The following is a 23,368-nucleotide window of genomic DNA, read 5'->3' as shown; positions in this document are numbered from 1 at the left end:
GCCCGGCAACGGCCGGGCCGCGCAGGTCAGCCGTTCGAGACTTCGGAGGAGGGATCGTTGCGGGAGTGCAGGCGGCGATACAACTCGTCGACGTGCGAGCGGCTGCTGCGCAGTTCTTCGCGTCCGCGCTCTGTGATCAGGTAGACACGCCCGATGCCGTCACGCAGGACGCTTTCGATGTAGCCGTCCATCTGCAGCGCGCGCAGCAGCGGGCGGACGGATCCGATATCCACCTGGAAACCGTACTCCATCAGCATGTCGGCGAGCATGGCCACGGTGGCCGGGACCTCGACGGCGAACTGGAGGACGTAAATGCGGGCGAGCAAGCCAAGGAACTGTCGTTTCATGACGGGGCAAACGCGCGATCTCCCATTGCGGTTGACGTTGATTTATAGTTGTGGTCCACGCGCCGCAAAAAAAAAAGAAGCCGCCACTTCCGTGGCGGCTTGTCGGGAATGCGTCGGAGGGGTCAATTAACTCTGGCGCAGGTCAGATTTTAAAATAATTCAATACGGCTTGTCACGCCTGATTTGCCTCACCCCTCTTCCGGGGGGAGTCGGGTGCTCCCCATCCGCCAGACGACAGGAAAAAGCGCCTGAGGGATATCCCGGGCCAGCGCCTCTCCGGGCAGGAAGATGTCCGAAAGCAGCTTGCGGCCCGGCCCCGCTCCGCGTCTAATCCGGGCATGCCAAGCCTGCCGCCCACGCCATGAAACCCGCCGACCTGTTCCGCCTGCTGTCCCTTGCCGCCATCTGGGGCGCCAGCTTCCTGTTCCTGCGCATCGGCGCACCGGTGCTCGGGCCCCTCACGGCGGCCTTCCTGCGGGTGCTGATCGGCGCGCTGACGCTGCTGGCGTGCCTGGCCATGATGCGGGTGCGCTGGGACATGCGCGGCAAGTGGCGCGCGGTGATGGCGCTGGGCGTGATCAATTCCGGCATTCCCTTCGCCATGTACGCGTTTGCCGCGCTGTGGCTGCCGGCCGGGTATTCGGCGGTGTTCAATGCCATGACGCCCCTGATGGGCGTGCTGATCGGGGCGGTGTGCTTCGGCGAGCGCCTGACGCTGAACAAGGCCGGCGGCGTGGTGCTTGGCGTGGCCGGCGTGGCGGTGCTGACCCGCACCGGTCCGGTGGCGTTCACGCCGCAGGTTCTGCTGGGCGCGGCCGCCTGCCTGGTGGCGACCGCCTGCTACGGGCTGGCCGGCTTCCTGGCGCGGCGCTGGATCACGGCGCAGGGCGGGCTCGACAGCCGCCTGGTGGCCACCGGCAGCATGTTCGGCGCGGCGCTGTTCCTGCTGCCGTTCTGCGCCGCCGCGCTGTGGCGCGAGAACACGCTGCCGGCCGCCGGGCCAGGCGTGTGGCTGGCGATGCTGGGCGTGGGGATGTTCTGCACGGCCATCGCCTACATCCTCTACTACCGGCTGATCGCTGACCTCGGGCCGGTGCGCTCGCTGACCGTGACCTTCCTGATCCCGCCGTTCGGCATCGTGTGGGGCGCGCTGTTCCTGGACGAGCAGTTGTCGTGGGCGCACGCCGCCGGCGGGGCGCTGATCGGCCTGGCGGTGTGGCTGGTGCTGCGCCCGGCTCCCGCCCCGGCGGCGGCACCCGCGGTGCCCGGGCCGGGGCGGCCGTGAGCGCGCCAGCGCGCCGTCAGCGGAACTTGTAGGTCACCGCCGCCATGGCGGTCCATTGCTGGCGCCGCTCGGCCACGGGGCTGCTGGCCGCGTCGCCCCTGAGCCGGGCGAAGGTCAGCGAACCCAGCGCCGACCAGTCGTGCGAGATCTCATAGCTGACGATGCCGTTGGCATGCCATTCGCGCAGGCCCGCGTCCACCGCGTGGGTAGGCAGCCCCGAGCGCGCGCTCTGGTCCGCCGTCACGCCGAAGAAGGTCTGCATGTATTTGCCGTTGGTCCAGGTCACGCCCGGGCCCAGCGTGAACAGCCACTTGCCCGCCGGCAGGCTGAACAGTACGTCGCCGTTGGCGACCAGGCCCTGCCCCTGCCCGGCGATGTCCTGCGCCACGTCCGCCGAGAAGGTGATGAACGACACCTGCGCCTGCGCGAACGCGCGCGCGCGCATGGTCATGTTGACGTCGCCGAGGCCGTTGAGCCGGCGATCGTCCTTGCTGCGCCGCCAGGTCGGGTCGAACTGGAAGTCCGCGCCGATCTGCCACACATCGTTGTTGAGCGCATACACGCCAAGCAGGTCGAAGCCCCGCGAGAAAAAGCGGCCACCGTAGTCGATGTCCTGGTAGACGATCGGATAGACCAGCGTGCTGCGCGCGCCGGGGAAGTCGGGGGCCACGTAGATGCCCGGGCCGGCAGAGATCTTCCAGTTGCTGGCGGGGGTGGTCTTGTCCGCCGTGGCCGCCGCGTCCGCGGCGGCATTGTCCGCCGCCCAGCCGGCCGGGGTGCCGAGGAGGAGGGCGAGTGCCAGGAGCGCGCGGCGGGGCGCATGGATGGTGGGCATGGGTGGTCCGGCTGGATAGTGTGGGTCCCGCCCCGCGGGTACGGGGCAGTGCCGGATTCTAGCCGGACGCGGGGCGCGCAAGGGGTACGCCCCGTGCAAAAAAACGGGGAATCATGCCGTCGGCGTCAGCCTGCCGGGGCCGATGCCCTCGACATTGAAGCGCTCCCTCACCATGACCACCACCCGCCGCGCCAGCGGCAGGCTCCGGACCGCTTCCTCGTCGCTGCGGTCGGGGAAGTCGACCTCGGCGCTCCAGTTGCAGCCGGTGTGATCTGGCCGGTGCACGCATACCGCGCGCAACTGGCAATCCTGGCAGCCGGGCTGCTCGCGCAGCCAGCGGCTCAGCAGGCGCTTGAGTTCGGGCAGGGGTTTGATCTGGCGATCCATGTCGGACTCCGGTTACGGCCCGGCGGGCGCAGCCGGGCAGGGGCCGAGGTTCCGGGTGGCGGAGGACGGGGAACCGGCGGCCGTATCAGTTGATGGCCTTGTCGGCCCGGCATTTCGGGCACAGGCCGTACAGCACCAGCATGTGTTCGCGCAGCACGAAGGCATTGGCCGAGGCGACCTCGCGCTGGCGGGCTTCGATGGCCTCGTCGCGGAATTCCTCCACGTGGCCGCACGCCACACAGATCAGGTGATCGTGGTGGCCGCCTTCGTTGAGCTCGAAGACCGCGTGGTCGGACTCGAAGCTGTGGCGCAGCAGGATATTGGCCTGCACCAGCTGGTTGAGCACGCGGTAGATGGTGGACAGGCCGGCATCCACGTCCTGCGCCAGCAGGATGCGGTAGACATCTTCGGCGCTGAGGTGGCGGCGTTCGCTGGCGCGGAAGACTTCCAGCACGCGCACACGCGGCGAGGTGGCCTTGAGGCCGGCGCGCTTCAGGTCAATCGGGTCGGTACTGTCTGGAGGCATCAGCATGCTGCGGCTTCGCGCCCATGCGGGCGCATCAATCGGAAATGGCGGTGCTCCGGCCGGCCGCGCCGCGGCGCGCTCCGCGCGAACGTACGCTGTCCAGGCCGCAGGAATGCAGCGGGCGGCATCCTGCACGGAAGGCCGCCCGCTGGCTGCAAGACGTGCTGGCACGGCTTGCGGAATAAAAAGATGGCTTGGCTTGTCGGCCGAAGACGCGATCGGGAAAGCGGGGTCTGGTTGCTTTCCCGATCTTCCGGTGACTGGCTACTGCCAAACGCTCCGCGGTACGGAGCGGTCCCCACAAAAGACGGTGATGGATGCCGCGCACTCGCGCCACATCGAAAATCCTGGTGGCCGCGGACTTGCCGCCGGCCTGTCGCTGCTTCCCTGCCGTGTTCTTCCTGCCTGCCGGGCCGGTGTTGCTTGCCTCGCGTCAGACAGTGATGCCATAGTAAATGGGAATTAATCTCATTACAAGAAAAATTTGCGGCTTTTTTTTGGGGGGAGGGGGACGGAAAACGGTGGACGCCGACGGCGACTTGGCGCGGACAACGCGCGGCCCGGTTCCGGCCCGGTACAAAGCACGGGAACGGCCTCATCGGGCGAATGCGCGCCGGCGAAGTGGATGAGAGTGTGGAAACCGGTTCATGGCGCGGCACCGATCGCTCGCGCCTCGAGTCCGCTAGGACGTCAAGCCATTGACTGCGTATCGGGCAATTTCCGCGGCGATCGCCTCGCGGTCTTTTCGTGTCTCGGCCTTCCTGGGTTGATACCAGCGCGACGTCCAGTTCAAAGCGCCAAGCAGCGCCTTGACCACGATCCTGACATCCATGTCGCGGAACTCGCCGTTGGCCACGCCTTCCTCCAGCACATCGAGGTACAGACGCTCATTGCTGTCACGCAGCGTGTTGATGCGCTTGATCTCGGCGCGTTCCTCTTCTGTCGTGCGCCCACCCAACTGCAGCTCCAGGCCTTGGGCCGCGACCCGAAGATAGTTCAGGTGCTCCATCATCAGAAGGGCGTGGGCGAATGCCATCGACTCAAGCCGCTGACGCGCCGGCGCACCCGACGTGGCGGCCGGCTCGATGGCGGCCCGGGTCAGCTCCATGGCGCGGCGCTGGACCGCAAAGAACAGGATCGTCTTGCTGCGGAAGTGATAGTAGATGATGCCCTTGGTGGCACCATAGCTGTCACTGATGTCATCAAGCGAGGTGGCGGCAAAGCCAAGCTTCATGAAAACCGATGCAGCCGCATCAAGTATGGCCAGTTGCTTTTCATCGCCTTCCGGCGTTCCGATCTGACGTTTGCGCCCCATAACTCCGATCTGTTTTGTTTTTGCTTCGAGTTGACATCGCCCTTCACGCTGCAAGCCATGACCGGCGACCTCCGCGAGGTGTGCAACGATAGCAGATTCCAATCCGGCGGCACCTCCGCCTGCGATGCCGCCTTCCACGACTACAGCTTCGGGATATTGAAGCGATTCACCAGCTTCGATTCCCTCTCGATCTCGGATTTCTGGAAAGCCCGAAGCTGCTCCGCGGTTCCAGTAAAGGAGCTGAAGTTGTTCTGCTCGAGATATTGAGCGGTCTCGGCATCCTTGAATGCCGTCAGAAGCGTATTCTCCAGGCGGGAAACGATGGGTTTTGGGGTGCCCTTGGGGGCGAAGATGCCCCACCATGCCACCTGGAAGTACTCCTTGTAACCAAGTTCCTGCAGCGTAGGCGTTTCCGGCTCGGATTTCATGCGGCGGTCGGACGTGAGGGCGAGCATGCGGAGTTTCCCGCCTCTGACCAGCGGGAGCCCGGCACTGTACTCCGCGATGGCAAAGTCCACCTGCTTGCCGGCGAGGTCCGTCAACGTGGGACTGCTTCCCTTGTAGGAGATCGTGTTGGCCTTGGCGCCCACGAGGGACATCAGCCATTCGGTCGCGATATTGTAGGTCGCGCTTCCGCTGCCGTAGTTCAGCTTGCCCGGGTTTTTCTTTGCGTCGGCAAACAGTTCTGCCGCGGTCTTGTAGGGGGAGGCTGCCGGAACGTACACCCCCATCGGGGAATAGGCCAGACGTGCTACCGGTTCGAGATCGGTTAGCGGGTCGTAGGGCAGCTTTTCGTATAGCGCAACGTTCGTGGTTACCGGCCCGTTCGCGGCCCAAAGCAGCGTGTATCCGTCCGCGGGCGCATTGATGACGGTTTGCGCCGCGATGATCGCATTTCCCCCCGGCTTGTTTTCGATGACCACGGGTTTGCCCAGCGCTGTTTCCATTCGCCTTGCCGCATATCGGGCAACCGTGTCCGTTCCCGATCCCGGTGGGTAAGGCACAACCAGTCTGATAGGCCGGTCCGGGTACTCGCCCTGAGCGAAAGCGGCATGCGGTGCCAGGGAAAGGCCGAACAACGCCATCATTGCCACGGACTGCTTCATGTCTGTCTCCTTTTTGGATTTTTAAATAGCGGCTTTCGTCACCGTGCGGAAGTTGGCGCAGGGTGCAGGGCGACTCTGCCTATCACCTTGCGTTCCGTAATCGTGTTCAATGCGTCTCTGAAGCGTTCGAGTGGGAAGGACGCATAGGTCTCGGGACGAAGCTTTCCGGCCGCGGCCCATTCCAGCATCTCCTGAAACGCTGCACGTACCCGGCCGGCCATGGCTGGCGGAGGCGCTTGCCTTCCCCAACCCATGTAGTAGCCCCAATAGATGCCGATGACCGAGACGTTCTTGACCAACACCAGGTTGGCGGGAATCTGCGGAATCGTTCCTCCCGCGAAGCCCATCGGAATGATGCGTCCGTCCGGTGCAATGCACCGCAGCGACTCGTTGAAGGTGTCACCGCCGACGGGATCGAAGATGACATCGGCACCGCGCTGCGATGTCTCGCGCAGGACCGCGTCTCGAAAGCTCACGTCCCGGTAGTTGATGGCGATATCGGCGCCGTGGCGCCGTGCGGCGTCGAGCTTTGCGGCGTCTCCGGCGGTGGCGATCACGCGCGCGCCGAGCATCTTTCCAATTTCGATTGCCGCAAGTCCACTGCCGCCGGCCGCGCCGTGAACGAGGAGAGTCTCGCCCTGGGCGAGGGCGGCACGCCACTTGAGGGCTCCGTATGCCGTGGCATAGATCGTCGGGAATTGCACCGCCGCGTCGTAGTCGACCGCCTCCGGCAAGGCGAATACCGTCGATTCCGGCGCAACCACCTCCTCGGCGAAACCACCTATGCGAACCCCCGCCACCACTCGATCGCCCGGCTTAAAAAGGGATGTGGCGGCGCCGCACTCCACAACGACACCGGCCACTTCGGTTCCGGGAGTGAATGGCGGCTCCCAGCGGTTCTGGTGTTTGCCCTCGAGCACGAGCAGGTTCGCGAAACTCACCCCGGCGGACTGCACGCGAATACGGATGGCATCCGCGCGCATGCCCGGCGCATCTACCTCGGCGAGTTCTGTGTGAGCGAGCCCGAACTGGCGGCAGACGACGGCCTTCATGCTACGGCTCCGTGCCGGCCCACGCCTGCGGCGAACCGGGTGGCGCCCGCCTTTGCCTCGACACGCTTCGCGCGCTCCGCGAGTTCCGCTTCCATCGTCAGGGCGTCCCGCATGGTTTCGCCTTCCTGCCGGTACAGGGACTCGCGATCCGAGTTCATGGCGATTTGCGGGAACGCGGCTACGGTGGCGGCCAGACTCTCAGCGGCCGACCGTGCGGTGCCGTCGGGCACGACCCGCGTTGCCAGACCCATGTGAAGCGCTTCCGGGGCGGAAACCATGCGGGCAGTGAGCAGCATGTCGAGCGCCAGGCTGGCCCCGATCAACCGGGGCAGCCGGACCGTTGTGCCATCACTCATCGGCACGCCCCATCGCCGTGACAGCACGGCGAACGACGCGGATTCCTCGGCAATGCGGATGTCGCACCACAGGGCCAGGCCCAGGCCGCCTGCGCACGCGTGGCCGGCAACGGCGGCAATGACGGGCTTTCGTGCCGGCCTGGACAAAGGGCCATCGGCGCCGGCCCAGGCGTCATATTCGACACCACCTGCAAGTTCTTTCAGGTCGGCACCTGCGCAGAAGGCGCCACCGGCACCGCATAGCACTGCGACTTTCGCCTCTTCGTCGTCTTCGAAGGCGCGAAGCGCGGCGCCAAGAGCCGCGGTCGCTTCGCGGTCCAGCGCGTTTCGCACCGCGGGGCGGTTGATGATGATGGTCGTGACGGCGGCGTTCTTCTCGATCAGGATTTTTTCGTTCATGGCTGCGCTACCGATGGTGTTGGATCCGAAAAGGCCGATTTCGCGAACTCGCCGCGAAGGGCGCTGCTGTGTTGGCCAAGACCAGGAACATTGCCGAGCTTGCGTTCCTGACCACGGAAAATGGCCGGGGGCGCCACCAGTTTGGCTTCGCCATGCGCTGTCGGCACAGTCGTGCGGCGTAGTTGGGGGTGGGTCGACAGTTGGGTGACGTCGTTGACCGACGCGAACGCAATGCGGGATGCTTTCAGCGCGGCAATGACTTCCTCTTTCGTCATCGTCGCCAGCGTCTTGGCAATCTCGCCGTCCAGTCCGGTGCGATGCGCTACGCGCGCCAGGTTCGTGGCGAACTCCGGCTTGTCGAGCAGCTCCGGGCGTTTGAGCACGTCCTGGGCGAACCGCTTCCATTCGCCATCGTTCTGAACGCCGATCAGCACGGTTTCCTGGGCGCCTACCGCGCCACCGACAGGGAAGGCGCCATAGGGAGCAATGGTGGGATGGGAAAGGCCGACGCGAGGCCAGATCATTCCGGCGTATTCGTAGTGCAGCAGCGGGACGGTCATCCAGTCGCTCATCGCGTCGAACAGCGACACGTGGATGGCGCTCCCGGATCCCGTCCGCCCGCGTTGCAGCAGCGCTTCCAGGATGGCGGCATGGGCGTACATGCCGGTTGCCACGTCGCACGCCGAAATACCGATCCGCCCAGGGCTCTCGGGCGTGCCGGTGACCGAGGCGATGCCGCTCTCGGCCTGGACAAGCAGATCGTAGGCGCGCATGCCCGCATAGGGGCCTGCTTCGCCATAGCCTGTGATGTCGCAGGTGATCAAACGTGGATGCCGGGCCCGCATTTCTTCCCAGCCGAACCCCGCGCGCTTTGCCGCTCCAGGACCAAGATTCTGAATGAGCACGTCGGCCTGTCCGATCATCCGCTGCAACAATGCCGCATCGTCCGGACTGGAGAAATCGAGGACGATCGACTCCTTGCCGCGGTTCAGCCACACGAAATAGGTGCTGTCGCCGTTGACCGCCGAATCATAGCCGCGGGCAAAGTCGCCTTCGGCCCGCTCGATCTTGATGACGCGCGCCCCGGCATCGGCGAGCCGGGACGACGCATAGGGCGCGGCGGCCGCCTGTTCCACGGCCACGACAAGAATTCCTTCCAAAGGCAATGACATGGTGTCTCCATATGAAATTCTTCGCCGTCCGGATGTCGTGGTCATCCCGGACGGTTAAGCTTGAAAATAATGCTACGTAGTAGTATGTTTTTGGTCAAGCCCGAATCGCTATGTTGCGTTCGGTTCTCGATACTACGGATGTCTACCGTTCCGGACAAGCCTGTTGCGCAGAATGAAACCGTCACTCACGCCCTTGGATCACCTTACTCTTCCCTTCTTCGAAGCCAGGCACCGGGATGCCGCGGAACAGATCGTCGCATGGGGGCAGTCGGCGTTTGTATCCCTTTCGCCACCCAGAACCAATGGCGACATCGATCAGCACTGCAGGTCCCTGGTGAGCAGCCTCGGGGAAGCGGGCATCCTCGCGCTCTGCGTACCGCGCCTCGACAGCACCGGGACCGCCGGTATCGACTCTCGCTCTCTGTGTCTCGCGCGCGAGTTGCTGGCGCAGACAAGTCCGCTGGCCGACTTCAGCTTCGCGATGCAGGGACTGGGATCGGGAGCCATCTCATTGGCTGGCTCGGCCGGGCAGAAGGCGGCGTATCTGGATGACGTGGCAAAGGGCAACCGAATCGCCGCATTCGCCCTTTCCGAACCGGACGCGGGATCGGACGTTGGCGGAATGTGCTGCGAAGCGACGAGCCGCCCCGGAGGCTATGTCCTGAACGGCGAAAAAATGTGGATCTCCAACGGCGGCATCGCGGATTTCTATGTCGTCTTCGCCCGAGAGCCCGGCACCACAAGGTCGTCCGGCATATCCGCATTCATCGTCGACGCGGACAATGCGGGCCTCGAGATCGCAGAGCGTATCGATGTCATCTCTCCGCACCCTTTGGCGCGGTTGCGCTTCAACGATTGTTACGTCGACGCCGGCAAGCGGCTGGGAGGCGAAGGCGAGGGTTTCAAACTCGCCATGCGTACCCTCGACATCTTCCGCACTTCCGTGGCGGCGGCGGCGCTGGGATTTGCGCGCAAGGCACTGCGCCTCGGCATCGAGCGAGCGCTCTCCCGCGAGATGTTCGGTGGCGTGCTGGCGGACATGCAACTGACCCAGGCGACGCTTGCCGACATGGCGACCGCCGTGGAGTCGTCCGCCCTATTGGTCTACCGTGCTGCCTGGATGCGGGACCAAGGCTTCCCGACGCCGCGCGAGGCAGCGATGGCAAAACTGGTGTCGACCGAATCGGCGCAACGCGTGGTGGATGCCGCCGTCCAGATCTGGGGCGGTGCGGGCGTCAGAGTGGGCGAGGAGGTCGAAGCGCTCTATCGAGACGTGCGGGCCCTCAGGATCTACGAAGGCGCAAGCGAGGTACAGCGGCTGATCATCGGTGGCGGCATCATCAAAGCACACCGGACGTGACTGCCGGCATACGAATACAAAGAAGAGAGGAGACCAACACATGGCAGGCGCTCTTGATGGAATTCGCGTCATCGACATCACCACGTTCGTGCTCGGACCTGTCGCCACGCAAATGCTTGGCGACATGGGAGCGGACGTCATCAAGGTCGAGGCGCCCGAAGGGGATCCGACCAGGGGCATCGGCCGGAAACGCTCTCCCGGAATGGGCTCGTTCTTCCTCAATCTCAATCGAAACAAGCGCAGCGTGATGCTCGACCTGAAGCAGCCGGAAGGACGGGCATCGCTCCAAGCGCTGATTGCCGGAGCCGACGTCGTAGTCCACAACATGCGCAGCGGCGCGGCCGAACGGCTCGGCATCGACTACGAGAGCCTTGCCTCGCGCCACCCACGCCTGGTTCATGCCACGGCACAGGGTTTCGGCAGGGGCGGTCGCTACTTCGACAGACCCGCATACGATGACGTGATTCAAGGTCTGAGCGGAGTGCCCGGACTGAACCGCCGCATGACCGGGCAGACCGGCTACATGCCGATGCTGATCGCGGACAAGCTCTGCGGCGTATATTTGTACTCTGCCATCATGACCGCACTGCTCCACCGCGAGCGCACGGGCGTGGGGCAGGAGGTCCAGCTTCCGATGTTCGAGGCAATGGCCGGGTTCAACCTCCTCGAACATATGGCGGACCATGTGTTCGTGCCAGCGCAGGGGCAGCACGCCGCGCCGATAGGATATGGCAGAGTCTTCAGCCCGGTGCATCGTCCTCTCATGACGCGCGACGAACCGCTATGCATCATTGCCAATACGGATGCGCAATGGCACCGGCTGTTCGACCTCATCGGCCGAAGTGATCTGCGCGGCGATGATCGCTTCGGAACCATCGGGAGGCGGATGGAGAACGTCGTCCTTCTCTACGACCTCGTTGAAGCGGCGCTGAAAGTGAAGACGCGGGCAGAGTGGCTGGACGCGTTCGCCGTGGCCGACGTTCCGGCCGGTCCCGCCAATGAACTGGCGGACGTTCGTGCCGATGCCCACATGGCGGACGTCGATTTCTTCCAGGTGTTCGATCACGAGTCGGAAGGGCAGCTCCTGATGCCCCGAAATGCCATGCATTTGTCGGCGACGCCGGCTTCGGTACATCGGGGCCCGCCCCGACTAGGCCAGCATACTGGCGAGGTTCTCGGCGCGGAAAACAGGCTGACCGATGGATAAGCCCGACCCAAGCGTGGTGCGGACGGAGGTCCGGGATGGCATTGTCTTGCTTGCGATAGACAATGCGCCGGTGAACGCCTTGAGCAACGGTGTCCGACAGACGCTGTTCAACAGCCTCGGCGACGCGCAGGCGAACGCCGGGGTCCACGCCATCGTCATCCATGGCTGCCGGGACAGGTTCTCGGGCGGCGCGGACATACGAGAGTTCAACGGAAGCCGGCGGCGGCCCTTTACCAGCGATGTTGCGGCCCTGGCCGAGACTGGAGCCAAGCCCGTGGTGGCGGCCATTGCCGGCTTCGCACTGGGTGCGGGGCTGGAACTCGCGCTGGGGGCTCACGCGCGCATTGCGGCCGCTTCCGCGCGGCTTGCGCTGCCCGAAGTCAAGCTAGGGCTGCTGCCTGGCGGCGGAGGAACGCAACGCCTGCCGCGGCTGGTCGGGCTGGGGAACGCGCTCGATCTCATCCTGTCCGGCCGGACGCTCGGCGTGGACGAAGCCCATGCAATGGGCCTGGTGGACAAGATCGTTGACGATGGCCGGCTCGTTGAGGAGGCGGTTGCCTTCGCGCGCGAGCTGGCGCAAGGCATTCGGCCATTGCGCCGCACGGGTGCTCTCGTCGCCAGGCTGGATGTCGACGCGGCCAGGTCTTTGAGACACGCGCGCCGGCGTCTGACGGATTCCGGCGAGGCTCTTCCGGTTCACCGGCGCATTATCGACGCGGTCCGCGCGGCGGCGGAGCTGCCGTTGTCGGAAGGGCTGAAGCTTGAGCACGATGCCTTCATGCATTGCGTGGAGACGCCCGAGCATCGGGCGCTGGCCGAGGCGTTTTTTGCCCGGCGTGCCGCAGCGCAGGCCGGGAAGCTCAATCGCCCCGCCGACCGGGCAAGCTAGCGGGCGTATCCGGCCCGGGCCGGCCTTTCGCAGCGTGTCCGGAATCGGCTCCGGAGCCTCCGCTTTCCATGCGTTGCCCGGATGTCGCGCTTCTTGCAGGCACGCCCGGACAGCGGCGCTCAGCTACCTTTGCCGCCACCCCCGCCAGCACTCCGAGCGCACCGAGAGTCTCGAGCAAGGCCGCCATCATGGATGCCCGGGCAGATAAGCCCGCACGAAGAACGCCACGGTGATGCAGGCGGTGAGCGTCAGCGTGACCGCGCGCACCACGCGGGCGGGCGCGCGGCGGCCGATCTGCGCGCCGGCGTAGCCGCCCACGGTCGCCGCGGCCAGCATCACCAGCGTGCCGGGCCAGTAGACCGCGCGCGCGGCCATGAAGATGACCACCGCCACGATGTTGGCGGCGCTGACCAGCAGCGTGCGCGGGGCATTCAGGCTCTTGAGGTCGCGGTCGTCGAGCAGGCTCCAGATGGCCATCATCATGATGCCGACGGCGCCGCCGAAGTAGCCGCCGTAGACACCGAGGCCGAACTGGACCGCGAGCACCGCCGCCGGCCGGATCCGCACGCGCCGGCGCAGCCATTCGCCGAGCCGGCGCCCGAACGACAGCGCGAGGCTGGCCACCAGCAGCAGCCAGGGCAGCACGAAGTCGAAGGTCTTCGCGGGCGTGTACAGCAGCAGGATCGCCCCGGCCATGCCGCCGGCCAGCGTGGCCAGCAGCAGCGGGCGCAGCGGCACCGCGCCCACCGGGCCGAGCTGGTCGCGGTAGGCCCACGCGCTGGCCAGGCCGCCCGGAAACAGCGCGACCGTGCTCGAAGCATTCGCCTGAACCGATGGCACGCCGGCGGCGATCAGGGCCGGCAGGCTGACGAACGAGCCGCCGCCGGCGAGCGCGTTCATGGCGCCGGCCGTCAGGCCAGCGAGACAGAGTAGCAAGGTAGCGTCCATGGCAGCCATCGTAGGAGCGCGGCGCCGCGCGCGCAATCTGGCAATTCCGGTGCTAGGCTTCGGCTGAACCGAAATCTGCAAAGGACAAGGACGATGCGCTTCGATCTCACCGACCTGCGCCTGTTCCTCAGCGTGGCCGAGCACGGCAGCCTTACGCGCGGCGCCCAGGCCACCAACCTCGCGCTGGCGTCGGCGAGCGAGCGCGTCTCCGGCATGGAGGCCGCGCTCGGCGCGCCGCTGCTGGAGCGGACCCGGCGCGGCGTGCGCACCACCGCGGCCGGCGACGCGCTGGTCCGGCACGCGCGCCTGATCCTGGGGCAGGTGGAGCAGATGCGCGGCGAGCTGCGCACCTATGCCACCGGCCTCAAGGGGCGCATCCGGGTGCTGTCGAACACGGCGGCGCTGGCAGCCTTCCTGCCCCGCCAGCTGCGCCGTTTCCTGGTGGCCTATCCCGACTTGTCCGTCGACCTGGAAGAGCAGCCCAGCAGCGGGATCGTGCGCGCGATTGCCGAGGGGCGCGCCGACCTGGGCCTGGTGGCGGACATCGCCGACGTGGCCGCGCTGCAGACACACCTGCTCGCGCGCGATCAGTTGGTGGTGGTGGCCGCCAGCGCGCACCGCCTGGGACGCGAGGCGCGGGCGGCCTTCGCGGACATCGTCGGCGAGCCCTTCGTCGGCCTGGCCGATGCCGCGCTGGAGACCCACCTGGGAGAACGCGCGGCACGCCTCGGCCGCCAGCTGGCCTACCGTGTGCGGCTCAGGAGCGTGGCGGATGTCGGGGCGATGGTCGAGGCGGGCGTCGGCATCGCAGTCCTCTCCGAGGCCGCGGCGGCGCCATTGCGCCGCCCGGGGCTGGCGCTGCTGCCACTGTCGGAGCCATGGGCGCTGCGGCAGCTGCATCTGTGCGCGCGCGATTTTTCCGCGCTGACGCCGCACGCGAGCCTGCTCGCGCGGCAACTCATGGAGGGCGACGCCTCGCCGCCGGAGCCGGCGCCGTAAGCGCGGGAGGCAGAGACACCGGGGGCGGAAAAGAAAAACGTGCGCCGGGCAGCGGGAAAGTCCCCGGCGCACGAAAGGCGCGTATCCACGCGCGATGCACGGCGCCGCGCTGCCGGCGCCGCCGTCTTTTTTTATGCTGCTCAGGCCCCCGCCAGCCGGAACGCGCCGACCGCCTTGTGCAGGGCGTCGGCCTGGTCCTCCAGCGAGGCCGCGGCCGCGGCGGCCTGTTCCACCAGCGCCGCGTTCTGCTGTGCCATCTGGTCCATCTGCGTGACGGCCTGGTTGACCTGCTCGATGCCGCCGGTCTGCTCCTCGGTGGCGGCGCGCATCTCGCCCATCAGGTCGGTCACGCGCTTGACCGCTTCCACGATCTCGTTCATGGCCTGGCCGGCGGTCTCCACGAGTGCGGCGCCGTCGTCCACGCGCTGCGCCGAGTTGCCGATCAGGCTCTTGATCTCCTTGGCGGCGGTGGCACTGCGCTGGGCCAGGCTGCGCACCTCGCCCGCCACCACCGCGAAGCCGCGGCCCTGGTCGCCCGCGCGCGCCGCTTCCACGGCGGCGTTGAGCGCCAGGATATTGGTCTGGAAGGCGATGCCCTCGATCACCCCGATAATGTCCACCACCTTGCCCGAGGCCGCCTTGATCTCGCCCATGGTGTCGACCACCTTGCCGACGATTTCGCCGCCGCGCACCGCGATTTCCGAGGCGCCCTCCGCCAGCCGGCTGGCCTGGCGCGCGTTGTCGGCGCTCTGGCGCACCGTGCCGGTGAGCTGCTCCATGCTGGCCGCGGTCTGTTCCAGCGATGCCGCCTGCTCCTCGCTGCGGCGCGACAGGTCCGAGTTGCCGGCGGCGATCTCGCGCGCCGCGTTGGCGATCGAGTCGGCCGAGCCGCGGATGCTGCCGATGGCGCCGGTCAGCCGGCCCTGCATCTGCTGCATGGCGAACAGCACGCTGTGGCGGTCGCCCTGCGCGGTATGCACTTCGCTGGCCAGGTCGCCCTCGGCGATGCGCGTGGCGATCTGCGAAGTCAGCGCCGGCTCACCGCCGAGCTGCTGGTGCAGGCCGTTGGCGATGCGCACCACCACCACCGTCATGACGGTGCCGATGCCCAGCAGCAACAGCAGCGACTTCAGCAGCGCATGGCGGAAGGCCGCGTCGATATCGTCCAGGTAGACCCCGGCGATGAAGTTCCAGTCCCACGGCTTGAACACCGCCACGTAGCTCAGCTTGGGCTGCGGCGCCTCGGCGCCGGGCTTGGCCCACAGGTACTGCACGTAGCCGTGTCCCACGCTCTTGCCGATGGCGGCGATCTCGCGGAACAGATAGGTGCCGTTGGGGTCCTTGAGGTCGCCCATGTTCTTGCCGTTCATCTCGGGCTTGAACGGGTGCATGACCACCACGGTGTCGGAGTGCATCAGGGTGAAGTAGCCGTCCTCGCCGAAGCGCATGGCGCGCACGCGGTCCAGCGCCTGTTGCCGGGCTTCGTCCATCGGCAGCTTGCCGCTGCGGCCCAGCGCCTCGTATTCCTGCACCACGGACAGTGCCGTATCGGTGACGTGGACCAGGTCCAGCTTGCGTTCCTCGAGCCGCAGCTCGCGCATCTGCCAGGCATCCCAGAGCGTCAGGCCGAGCAGGCAGAGCCAGCTCAGCAGCAACGGCAACAGCAGTTTCTTCCTCAGGCTTAGGCGTGCCAGCATGTTTTCCTCTCTCTTTTATAGGTATCGACTCTCTCCACTACTGACGCGATATCGGCTGCTGCAAAGCCAAACTTGACGAAGCGCGACTAGGGGGTTTCCTCAGGTGCAGCAAGGGTTCCAGCGGCCTGGGGGGTAAGTGTGCGCTGCCGCACAAATGGCTTTGGCTCCGCCTGGCGCGTCGCCCCTGTAAGCTCCCGTAATCCACGGACGCGCCGCCAGCCATTGCGGTTTCAAATGAGAACCATTATCCTTTCGCCTTATTTGCCTGAAGCGTCACCCCGCACGGCGGCGCGACGTGCGCACGGCGAGCCGGGCCGCACAGGCGCCACCCAGGAAGGCACGGGGCGCTTGCCGCGCGCCGCAACACGGATATGACCGAAACAACGCTGGGCGCAGGCCAGCAGCGCCGGGCCTTCTGGCTCAAGCACCTGCATCAGTGGCACTGGATCAGCTCGGCGCTTTGCCTGATCGGCATGCTGCTGTTCGCCGTGACCGGGTTCACGCTCAATCACGCAGGCCAGATCGAGGCAAAACCGAAAGTGGTCACTCGCACGGCCAGCGCGCCGGCCGCGCTGACCGACGCGCTGCGCCAGCTCAAGCATGGCGACAAGGGGCCGGTGCCGCCGCAGCTCGCCGGCTGGCTGGCGGCCACGCTCGATATCGATGCCGCCGGCCGCGAGGCCGAGTGGTCGGGCGACGAGATCTACGTGGCGCTGCCGCGCCCGGGCGGCGACGCCTGGGTCAGCCTGGCGCTGGACAGCGGCGAGGTGCAGTACGAGCAGACCAGCCGCGGCTGGATCTCGTACCTGAACGACCTGCACAAGGGCCGCAACACCGGCCGCGCCTGGAGCCTGTTCCTCGACGTGTTCGCCGCGGCGTGCCTGATCTTCAGCGTCACCGGACTGTTCCTGCTCAAGCTGCACGCGGGCGGGCGCATGGCGACGTGGCCGCTGGTCGGCCTGGGGCTGGCGGCGCCGCTGGTGCTGGCCCTGCTGTTCATTCACTGAGCGCGGGCAGGCGGCTGGCGCCGCGCGCGCCGGGCCGCCAACCGCTATCAACCGTTTTCAACCGTTCCACCTTCAGCAGCTCAAAAAACGAGGTTTCGTTATGCGCCGATTGCTCACCGTCACTCTTACCGGCCTGGCCGCGGCACCGTTCGCCGCGCCGGCCGTGGCGGCCGAAATGAACGTCAAGGTCGAGATCCCGCGCCTGAACGTCGCGGAATACCACCGGCCCTATGTCTCGATCTGGATCGAGCGCGCCGACCAGAGCCCGGCCGCCACGCTGGCGGTCTGGTACGACGTCAAGCACAAGGACGGCGAAGGCACCAAGTGGCTCAAGGACATGCGCCAGTGGTGGCGCAAGGCCGGGCGCGACATGCAGATGCCCGCCGACGGCATCTCGGGCGCCACGCGCGCCGCCGGCGAGCACACGCTCACTTTCACCGACGGCAAGGCGCCGCTGGGCAAGCTGCCCGCCGGCGACTACCAGCTCGTGGTGGAAGCCGCGCGCGAGGTCGGTGGCCGCGAGCTGCTGCGCGTGCCGTTCGCCTGGCCGCCCAAGGCGGCCGCCTCGGGCAAGGCCGCCGGCGAGCACGAGCTCGGCGCCGTCTCGGTCGATCTCAAGCCCTGAGCGGCGCCCGCCTGCCTCTTTCCGTTACCGATCTTTGCGCCGCACCCGTCGCCGCACCCATAGGAGCCTGACGATGAAGACTATCGCCACCAAACTGTCCGTCCGCGCCGCCGCGCTGGCCCTGGCCGCGCTGATGCCGCTGGCCGCCCACGCCCACCGCCAGTGGCTGCTGCCGTCGGCGACCGTGCTGTCGGGCAGCGACCCGTGGGTCACCGTGGACGCCGCGGTGTCCAACGACCTGTTCTACTTCGAGCACGTGCCGCTGCGCCTGGACAACCTGGCCGTGACCGCGCCCGACGGCGCCGCCGCCAAGGTCGAGAACGCCAGCACCGGCCGCTACCGCAGCACCTTCGACGTGCACCTGACCCAGCCCGGCACCTACAAGGTGGCGATGGTCAACCACGGCCTGTTCGCCAGCTACAAGGACAACGGCCAGACCAAGCGCTGGCGCGGCACGGTCGAGGCCTTCGCCAAGGAAGTGCCGGCCGGCGCCCAGGACCTGCAGGTGACCCAGGCCGACAGCCGCGTGGAAGCCTTTGTCACCGCCGGCAAGCCGAGCGCCAGGGTGCTGCAGACCACCGGCCGCGGCCTGGAGCTGGCGCCGGTCACGCACCCGAACGACCTGGTCGCCGGCGATGCCGCCAGCTTCCGCCTGCTGCTCGACGGCAAGCCCGCCGCCAACGTGAAGGTGGCCGTGGTGCCGGGCGGCATCCGCTATCGCGACCAGCTCCAGGAGATCGCGCTCACCACCGACGCCGACGGCAAGTTCAGCGTCAAGTGGCCGGCGCCCGGCATGTACTGGATGGAAGCCGAGGTGCGCGACGACAAGGTCGCCGTCAAGGAAGCCAAGGTCCGCCGCGCCAGCTACGCGGCCACCGTGGAAGTGCTGCCGCAGTAAGCATCGCCGCTCCCGGGCGGGCCGCCCGGCGCAAGCCCGGCGGCCCGCGCAAGCCACAGGCCCCGCGCGGGCTTTTTGTGTTTCCGCAGTCCCGTCTTCTTGCAGGTCCACCCGCATGCAGCGTGTCCTGATTCCCCTTTCGCTCGGCGCGGCGCAGCCCGCGCCCGACGCCACCGCGCGCGTGCAGCGCCTGCGGGGCGAGAGCATGGGCACCACGTGGTCGGTGGCCTGGGCCGCGCCGGCCGACGGCCCGGACGCGGCCGCGCTCGGCGCCGGCATCGGCGCCGTGCTGGCGGAGGTGGTGGCGCAGATGAGCAACTGGGAGCCGGGGTCCGACCTCAGCCGCTTCAACCGCGCCGCGCCCGGCACCTGGCAGGTCCTGCCGGCGGACTGCTTCGCCGTGCTGCAAGCCGCGCTGCAGGTGGCGCGCGACAGCGGCGGCGCCTACGACCCCAGCGCCGGCCCGCTGGTCGACCTGTGGGGCTTCGGCCCGGCGCCGCGCCGCGACACCGCGCCGCCGCTGGCCGAGATCGAACAGGCCCGCGCGCTGTGCGGCTGGCAGCGCATCGAGCTCGACGCGCAGCACAGCCGCGCGCGCCAGCCCGGCGGCGTGCGGCTGGATTTCTGCGCCATCGCCAAGGGCTTCGGCGTGGATGCGGTATCGCGCTACCTGAATGCGCAAGGCATCGCCAGCCATCTGGTGGAAGTCGGCGGCGAACTGCGCGGCCACGGCGTCAAGCCCGACGGCCTGCCATGGTGGGTCGCGCTGGAAGCGCCGCCCGCGCAGGCATCGGCAGGCGCCGCCACGCTGGTCGCGCTGCACGGCCTGGCCGTGGCCACCTCGGGCGACTACCGGCGCTACTTCGACAGCGGCGGGCGCCGCTACGCCCACACGCTCGACCCGCGCACCGGCTACCCCGCCAGCCACGCGCTGGCCTCGGTCACGGTGCTGCATCCGCAATGCATGATGGCCGACGCGCTGTCCACCGCGCTGACCGTGCTCGGCCCCGAAGCCGGCATGGTGTTCGCGCGCCGGCATGCGCTGGCCGCCCGCTTCCTGGTCCGCCGCAGCGGCGGCTTCGACGAACGACTCTCCCCGGCCTTCGAGGCCATGCTGTCATGAATACGCCGGATAGCGCCTCCTCCCTGCCCATCGACGCGCCCGCCACGGCCGCGTCGCCCCGGCGCGGCCAAGCCGGCCACGCGCAGCGGCAGCTGCGCGTGCTGCGCGCCGTGATCGCGCTGGGCGTGGCGGCCGGGCTGGCCGGGCTCGCGCTCGGCTTTTTCGCGCCCGGCCGCGCCGGCATGGCGGCCGGCGTGGCGCTGGCCTACCTCGGCTTCAGCACCGCCGTGATCGGCCGGCACCGCCGCCTGCACGCGCGCGCGGCGCTGCTGGCGCAGCCGCGCGAAGGCGCCACGCTGGTCGCCTACGCCAGCCAGAGCGGGTTTGCCGGGCAGGTCGCGCTGCATACCGCGCAGGCATTGCAGGATGCCGGCGTGCCCGCGCAATGCCTGTCCTTCGACCAGCTCGAAGCCGGGCGCCTGGCGCACTGCCCGCAGGTGTTGTTCGTGGTCAGCACCACCGGCGAGGGCGATGCCCCCGACAGCGCCTCGGGCTTCGCGCGCCGCCTGACCGCCGCCGCCGGCGCGGGCGGGCTGCGCGAGCTGCGCTACGGCATCCTCGCGCTCGGCGACCGCAGCTATGCCAATTTCTGCGCCTTCGGCCACGCGCTCTCGGCGTGGCTGCAGCGCCAGCACGCGCAGGCGCTGTTCGACATGGTGGAAGTCGACAACGGCGACCCCGGCGCGCTGCGCCACTGGCAGAACCACCTCAGCGCGCTGGGCGGCGGCGTCGAGATCGCCGACTGGGACAAGCCCCGCTACACCGGCTGGCAACTGGCCGAGCGCCGCCTGCTCAATCCCGGCAGCCCCGGCGCGCCCGCCTTCCACCTCGCCCTGGTGCCGCCGGCCGGTGCGCCCGCCTGGCAGGCCGGCGACATCGCCGAGATCGGCCCGCGACTGGCGCCGGCCGAGGTCGCGCGCGTGCTCGGCCGGCTCGAGCTCGACGGCGCCGCGCCGGTGCGCTGCGACGGCGCCGACACCACGCTGGCGCAGGCGCTGGCCACCCGCATCGTGCTGCCCGAGCCGCACCTCGCCGCGCTCGCCGGCGTGGCGCCGCAGCGGCTGGTCGACACGCTGCCGCCGCTGCCGCACCGCGAATACTCGATCGCCTCGTTGCCGGCCGACGGCCGGCTCGAACTGCTGGTGCGCCAGACCCGCCACGACGACGGCCGCCTCGGCCTCGCGTCCGGCTGGCTGACCGAGCATGCCGGGCCCGGCACCGCCATCGCGCTGCGCATCCGCGTCAACCGCAGCTTCCACCCGCCCGCCGGCGACCGCCCGCTGATCCTGATCGGCAACGGCACCGGGCTGGCCGGCCTGCGCGCCCACCTCAAGGCGCGCGCCGCCGCCGGCCACCGGCGCAACTGGCTGCTGTTCGGCGAGCGCACCGCGCAGCACGACGCCTTCCACCGCGAGGAACTCGCCGCGTGGCAAGCGGACGGCGTGCTGCCGCGCCTGGACCTGGTCTACTCGCGCGACGGCGGCGCGCTGCGCTACGTGCAGGACGCCGTGCGCGCCCATGCCGGCGCGCTGCGCGAGTGGGTGCAGGACGGCGCCGCCATCTACGTGTGCGGCAGCCTCAAGGGCATGGCCGGCGGCGTCAACGACGCGCTGGCCGAGGTGCTGGGCGAGGAGGCGCTGCTGCGCCTGGGCGAAGAGGGCAGGTACCGGCGCGACGTATATTGACGCCGCGCGCGGCAGTCAGCCCGCCACCTCCATCAGCCCGTCCACCACCACCGCCCCGCCCGCGCTCACCATCACCGGGTTGAGGTCGAGCGAGCGGATGGCGCCGCCGGCCTCGTGCATCAACTGGCCGACGCGCGCGGCGATCCGGCACAGCGCGGCCACGTCCACGGCGCTCTCGCCGCGCACGCCCGCCAGCAGCGGCGCGATGCGCAGGCCGGCCACGGCGCGCGCCACGGCGGCTTCGCTGCATGGCGCCAGCAGCACGGCGGTGTCGCGCAGCACCTCCACGTACTTGCCGCCGTCGCCGACCACCACCACCGGCCCGAACACCGGGTCCCAGTGCGCGCCCACCATGCATTCGCGCTGGCCGCGCTCCATGCGCGCGACCACCACGCCTTCGCACGCGGCGCCCATGTCCTGCAGGATGCCGGTCTGCGCGATGTAGGCCTGCGCGACGGCGTGCTCGTCGTTGCAGTTGAGCGCCACCAGGCCGTGCTCGCTCTTGTGCGGCACCTGCGGCGAGCTGGCCTTGATGGCCACCGGGCCCTTCAGCTCGCGCCAGGCGGCCACCGCTTCGTCGGCGCTGTGGCACAGCTTGTGGGCCACGACCGGGATGCCGGCCGTGGCCAGGCGCGCCAGGCTGGCCGCTTCGCTCAGGGTTTGCGCGGCCCCGTCCGCCGCCGCGCGGGCCTGGCCGCGCGCGGGCGGCCGGTGCGTCGCCACCGCGCTGTCTTCCTGCGCGGTCTCGCGCAGTTGCTGCTGGTGGGTGGCCAGTTGCGCGAAGGCGGCCAGCGCATCGGCCGCGCTGGCGTAGGTGGGCACCTCGGCGGCGCGGAACGCGGCCGCGACCGGAGCCTGCCACGCGGCCACCGCGATGGGCTTGCCGGCGCCGGCGGCAAAGCCGGCGGCGTCGCGCGCGAAGCGCGGCAGGTCGTAGCCCATGCCTGCCACCGGAATGTCGAGCAGCACCAGGTCGGCGGCGGGGTCGGCGCCCACCACCGGCAGCACGTCGCCGAACAGGCCGCTGTTGGTCAGCAGCGCGGCGGTCACGTCGACCGGGTTGGCGGTGGCGGCGAAGCCGGGCAGGCGTTCGGCCAGCGCGGCCTGCGTGGCGGCCGACAGCGGCGCCAGCGCGAGGCCGAGCGGCTCGGCGGCGTCGGCGGCCATCACGCAGCTCGCGCCCGAGTTGCTGACCACCACCAGGCGGCGCCCCGCGGCCTGCCAGCCGCGCAGGTAGAGCGGCGCGCAGCGCGCCAGCGCGTGGGCGTCGTCCACGCGGAAGATGCCGTGGCGCGCCAGGAAAGCGCCCACCGCGCGGTCTTCGTTGGCGATGGCGCCGGTGTGCGACGCCGCCGCGCGCTGGCCGGCGCTGGAGCGCCCGGCCTTCACGGCCACCACCGGCACGCCGCGCCGGCGCGCCACCGCCGCGGCTTCGGCCAGCACGGCCGGGTCGGTCAGGCTTTCCAGGTACAGCAGGATCAGCTTCACGTCGGGATCGTGCGCCACGGCCAGCGCCAGCTCGCTGACGGTGACGTCGGCCTCGTTGCCGGTGGCGTGCATGTGGCGCACGCCGATGCCCTGTCCGCGCAGCAGCCCGTAGACCATGGCGCACACGCCGCCGCTCTGGCTGACCACCGCCACCGGGCCGTCCTGCGGCGGCACCTCGATGAACATGGTGGAGAAGCTGGCGATGGTGCCGGTGCCGAAGTTGGCGAGCCCCTGGCTGTTGGGGCCGACCAGGCGCAGCCCGGCGCCGGCCGCCACGCGCACCATCTCGTCCTGCTGGCGCCGGCCTTCCTCGCCGGCTTCGCCGAAACCCGAGGCGATGACGATGGCCGCGGCCACGCCCAGGCGCGCGCAGTCGCGCACGGCGGCGACCGCCGCCTCGCCGCTCACCACCACGATGGCCAGCTCGGGCACCTCGGGCAGCGCGTCGAGCGAGGGGAACGCGCGCAGGCCCTGGATGGTGTCGCGCTGCGGGTTGACCGGATAGAGCTTGCCGGCGTAGCCGTGCTCGCGCATGTAGTGGATGGGCCGGCCGCCGATCTTGTGGATGTGGTCGGAGGCGCCGATCACCGCGATCGAGCGCGGCGCCAGCAGGGCTTGCAGGGTCTGGTTCATGATGGTTTGCAGCGTGGAAGCGAAGAGAT

Annotated in this window: 22 protein-coding genes; 10 read left to right on the top strand and 12 right to left on the bottom strand. The window is 68.7% G+C overall.

All coding sequences use genetic code 11. The features are described 5' to 3' along the window. Window positions 1-26 precede the first annotated feature (26 nt). Window positions 27-347 carry a PadR family transcriptional regulator gene (locus ACKI2N_RS19725; RefSeq protein ID WP_420995803.1) on the bottom strand — a complete coding sequence of 107 codons (321 nt, stop codon included), beginning with the start codon at window positions 345-347 and terminating at the stop codon, window positions 27-29. Window positions 348-708: 361 nt separating this feature from the next. Here ACKI2N_RS19725 and ACKI2N_RS19720 point away from each other — a divergent pair, with 361 nt between their 5' ends. Further along, window positions 709-1,632: a DMT family transporter gene (locus tag ACKI2N_RS19720; RefSeq protein WP_420995801.1), complete on the top strand. Its 924-nt coding sequence runs from the start codon at window positions 709-711 to the stop codon at window positions 1,630-1,632. Window positions 1,633-1,648: 16 nt separating this feature from the next. On the opposite strand, the gene ACKI2N_RS19715 is transcribed toward ACKI2N_RS19720, so the two are convergent. From ACKI2N_RS19715 to ACKI2N_RS19680, 8 genes are all read right to left on the bottom strand, one after another. Further along, the gene (locus ACKI2N_RS19715) at window positions 1,649-2,467 is read right to left on the bottom strand and encodes a MipA/OmpV family protein (RefSeq protein WP_420995799.1); all 819 of its coding nucleotides are present in this window, start codon (window positions 2,465-2,467) and stop codon (window positions 1,649-1,651) included. 111 nt (window positions 2,468-2,578) lie between these two features. Then, a complete protein-coding gene (locus ACKI2N_RS19710; protein WP_420995798.1) occupies window positions 2,579-2,854 on the bottom strand; it encodes a hypothetical protein in 276 nt (91 codons plus the stop codon). Window positions 2,855-2,939: 85 nt separating this feature from the next. Further along, window positions 2,940-3,386, bottom strand: a complete 447-nt coding sequence (gene fur, locus ACKI2N_RS19705; RefSeq protein WP_420995797.1) for a ferric iron uptake transcriptional regulator — start codon at window positions 3,384-3,386, stop codon at window positions 2,940-2,942. Between the two features lie 676 nt (window positions 3,387-4,062). Further along, entirely contained in the window at window positions 4,063-4,833 is a 771-nt protein-coding gene (locus tag ACKI2N_RS19700; RefSeq protein WP_420995796.1) for a TetR family transcriptional regulator, read from the bottom strand. 2 nt (window positions 4,834-4,835) lie between these two features. Further along, window positions 4,836-5,801, bottom strand: coding sequence for a Bug family tripartite tricarboxylate transporter substrate binding protein (locus tag ACKI2N_RS19695; RefSeq protein ID WP_420995795.1), 966 nt, complete (start codon window positions 5,799-5,801; stop codon window positions 4,836-4,838). 38 nt (window positions 5,802-5,839) lie between these two features. Next, window positions 5,840-6,853 carry an NADPH:quinone oxidoreductase family protein gene (locus ACKI2N_RS19690; protein ID WP_420995794.1) on the bottom strand — a complete coding sequence of 338 codons (1,014 nt, stop codon included), beginning with the start codon at window positions 6,851-6,853 and terminating at the stop codon, window positions 5,840-5,842. Further along, window positions 6,850-7,608, bottom strand: coding sequence for a crotonase/enoyl-CoA hydratase family protein (locus ACKI2N_RS19685; RefSeq protein WP_420995793.1), 759 nt, complete (start codon window positions 7,606-7,608; stop codon window positions 6,850-6,852). Before ACKI2N_RS19685 ends, ACKI2N_RS19690 begins: the two co-directional genes overlap by 4 nt. Beyond that, on the bottom strand, window positions 7,605-8,780 hold the full coding sequence (locus ACKI2N_RS19680) for a CaiB/BaiF CoA transferase family protein (protein ID WP_420995792.1): 1,176 nt from the start codon (window positions 8,778-8,780) through the stop codon (window positions 7,605-7,607). Before ACKI2N_RS19680 ends, ACKI2N_RS19685 begins: the two co-directional genes overlap by 4 nt. 172 nt (window positions 8,781-8,952) lie before the next feature. Here ACKI2N_RS19680 and ACKI2N_RS19675 point away from each other — a divergent pair, with 172 nt between their 5' ends. The 3 genes from ACKI2N_RS19675 to ACKI2N_RS19665 are packed head-to-tail and all read left to right on the top strand — an operon-like array spanning window position 8,953 to window position 12,236. After that, window positions 8,953-10,140, top strand: a complete 1,188-nt coding sequence (locus ACKI2N_RS19675) for an acyl-CoA dehydrogenase family protein (protein ID WP_420995791.1) — start codon at window positions 8,953-8,955, stop codon at window positions 10,138-10,140. Window positions 10,141-10,180: 40 nt separating this feature from the next. Beyond that, window positions 10,181-11,347, top strand: coding sequence for a CaiB/BaiF CoA transferase family protein (locus tag ACKI2N_RS19670; protein ID WP_420995790.1), 1,167 nt, complete (start codon window positions 10,181-10,183; stop codon window positions 11,345-11,347). Further along, complete coding sequence (locus ACKI2N_RS19665; RefSeq protein ID WP_420995789.1) at window positions 11,340-12,236, top strand: enoyl-CoA hydratase/isomerase family protein; 897 nt, start codon at window positions 11,340-11,342, stop codon at window positions 12,234-12,236. The genes ACKI2N_RS19670 and ACKI2N_RS19665 overlap by 8 nt, the downstream gene beginning before the upstream one ends. A gap of 186 nt (window positions 12,237-12,422) precedes the next feature. On the opposite strand, the gene ACKI2N_RS19660 is transcribed toward ACKI2N_RS19665, so the two are convergent. After that, entirely contained in the window at window positions 12,423-13,184 is a 762-nt protein-coding gene (locus ACKI2N_RS19660; RefSeq protein ID WP_420995788.1) for a sulfite exporter TauE/SafE family protein, read from the bottom strand. 93 nt (window positions 13,185-13,277) lie between these two features. Between ACKI2N_RS19660 and ACKI2N_RS19655 the strand changes: the two genes are divergently transcribed. Continuing rightward, window positions 13,278-14,183, top strand: coding sequence for a LysR substrate-binding domain-containing protein (locus ACKI2N_RS19655; RefSeq protein ID WP_420995787.1), 906 nt, complete (start codon window positions 13,278-13,280; stop codon window positions 14,181-14,183). Window positions 14,184-14,323: 140 nt separating this feature from the next. On the opposite strand, the gene ACKI2N_RS19650 is transcribed toward ACKI2N_RS19655, so the two are convergent. Beyond that, entirely contained in the window at window positions 14,324-15,880 is a 1,557-nt protein-coding gene (locus ACKI2N_RS19650; RefSeq protein WP_420995786.1) for a methyl-accepting chemotaxis protein, read from the bottom strand. A 371-nt stretch (window positions 15,881-16,251) separates the two neighbouring features. Here ACKI2N_RS19650 and ACKI2N_RS19645 point away from each other — a divergent pair, with 371 nt between their 5' ends. The 5 genes from ACKI2N_RS19645 to ACKI2N_RS19625 all read left to right on the top strand — a co-directional run bounded on the left by ACKI2N_RS19645 (window position 16,252) and on the right by ACKI2N_RS19625 (window position 21,218). Continuing rightward, window positions 16,252-16,887 carry a PepSY-associated TM helix domain-containing protein gene (locus ACKI2N_RS19645; RefSeq protein WP_420995785.1) on the top strand — a complete coding sequence of 212 codons (636 nt, stop codon included), beginning with the start codon at window positions 16,252-16,254 and terminating at the stop codon, window positions 16,885-16,887. 100 nt (window positions 16,888-16,987) lie between these two features. Beyond that, the gene (locus ACKI2N_RS19640) at window positions 16,988-17,512 is read left to right on the top strand and encodes a DUF2271 domain-containing protein (RefSeq protein WP_420995784.1); all 525 of its coding nucleotides are present in this window, start codon (window positions 16,988-16,990) and stop codon (window positions 17,510-17,512) included. Window positions 17,513-17,585: 73 nt separating this feature from the next. Beyond that, complete coding sequence (locus tag ACKI2N_RS19635; protein WP_420995783.1) at window positions 17,586-18,410, top strand: DUF4198 domain-containing protein; 825 nt, start codon at window positions 17,586-17,588, stop codon at window positions 18,408-18,410. 115 nt (window positions 18,411-18,525) lie between these two features. Then, window positions 18,526-19,533 (top strand): FAD:protein FMN transferase, encoded by a 1,008-nt coding sequence (locus ACKI2N_RS19630; RefSeq protein ID WP_420995782.1) that lies wholly within the window; start codon window positions 18,526-18,528, stop codon window positions 19,531-19,533. After that, window positions 19,530-21,218, top strand: a complete 1,689-nt coding sequence (locus ACKI2N_RS19625; RefSeq protein WP_420995781.1) for a sulfite reductase subunit alpha — start codon at window positions 19,530-19,532, stop codon at window positions 21,216-21,218. The genes ACKI2N_RS19630 and ACKI2N_RS19625 overlap by 4 nt, the downstream gene beginning before the upstream one ends. A 15-nt stretch (window positions 21,219-21,233) precedes the next feature. On the opposite strand, the gene ACKI2N_RS19620 is transcribed toward ACKI2N_RS19625, so the two are convergent. Beyond that, complete coding sequence (locus ACKI2N_RS19620) at window positions 21,234-23,339, bottom strand: acetate--CoA ligase family protein (RefSeq protein WP_420995780.1); 2,106 nt, start codon at window positions 23,337-23,339, stop codon at window positions 21,234-21,236. Between the last annotated feature and the right edge of the window lie 29 nt (window positions 23,340-23,368).

The organism is Cupriavidus sp. 30B13 (assembly GCF_049059565.2).
Taxonomy (GTDB): domain Bacteria; phylum Pseudomonadota; class Gammaproteobacteria; order Burkholderiales; family Burkholderiaceae; genus Cupriavidus.
This window is presented reverse-complemented; position numbering and strand designations above follow the sequence as displayed.